Below are 388 nucleotides of genomic sequence, written 5' to 3'. Positions count from 1 at the left end.
AAGATGGATAACGAGTTTTTGTCAAAAGCGACAGCCTTCTTCGCCGCGAAGCAACGCGAGCAGAAAAGTTCGAACTAATGCAGCAGGAGAAGGCAAACTACAGCATCAAACGCATGGCACGGCTATTAAAAGTGTCTCGGTCTGGATACTACAAATGGGCTCATGTGCAGCAGAAACGACTATCCGGAAAGGATGATCGGGCAGCATTTTACGATGATGTTGACCGAAAGATTCATCAGATTTGGAAAGACTCCGATGAGGTTTATGGTGCTCCTCGGATCACCGCAGAGCTCGCCGAGCGCTACCACATTTCGCTTAACCGTAAGACTGTGGCGAAGCGGATGCGCATGATGGGCATTGAAGGGATTTCACCGCGTGCCTTTGTCCC

Annotated in this window: 1 protein-coding gene; it reads left to right on the top strand. The window is 50.0% G+C overall.

The genetic code is table 11. From position 1 onward, the window contains the following. Positions 1 to 77: 77 nt before the first annotated feature. On the top strand, positions 78 to 388 hold a 311-nt coding region (locus tag HMPREF2604_RS00310; protein WP_141746400.1), incomplete at its 3' end, for an IS3 family transposase.

It is taken from the genome of Corynebacterium sp. HMSC055A01 (assembly GCF_001809405.1).
Taxonomy (GTDB): Bacteria; Actinomycetota; Actinomycetes; order Mycobacteriales; family Mycobacteriaceae; genus Corynebacterium; species Corynebacterium hesseae.
Note: the sequence above shows the minus strand (reverse complement) of the source record. Positions and strands in the feature narration are given on the sequence as shown.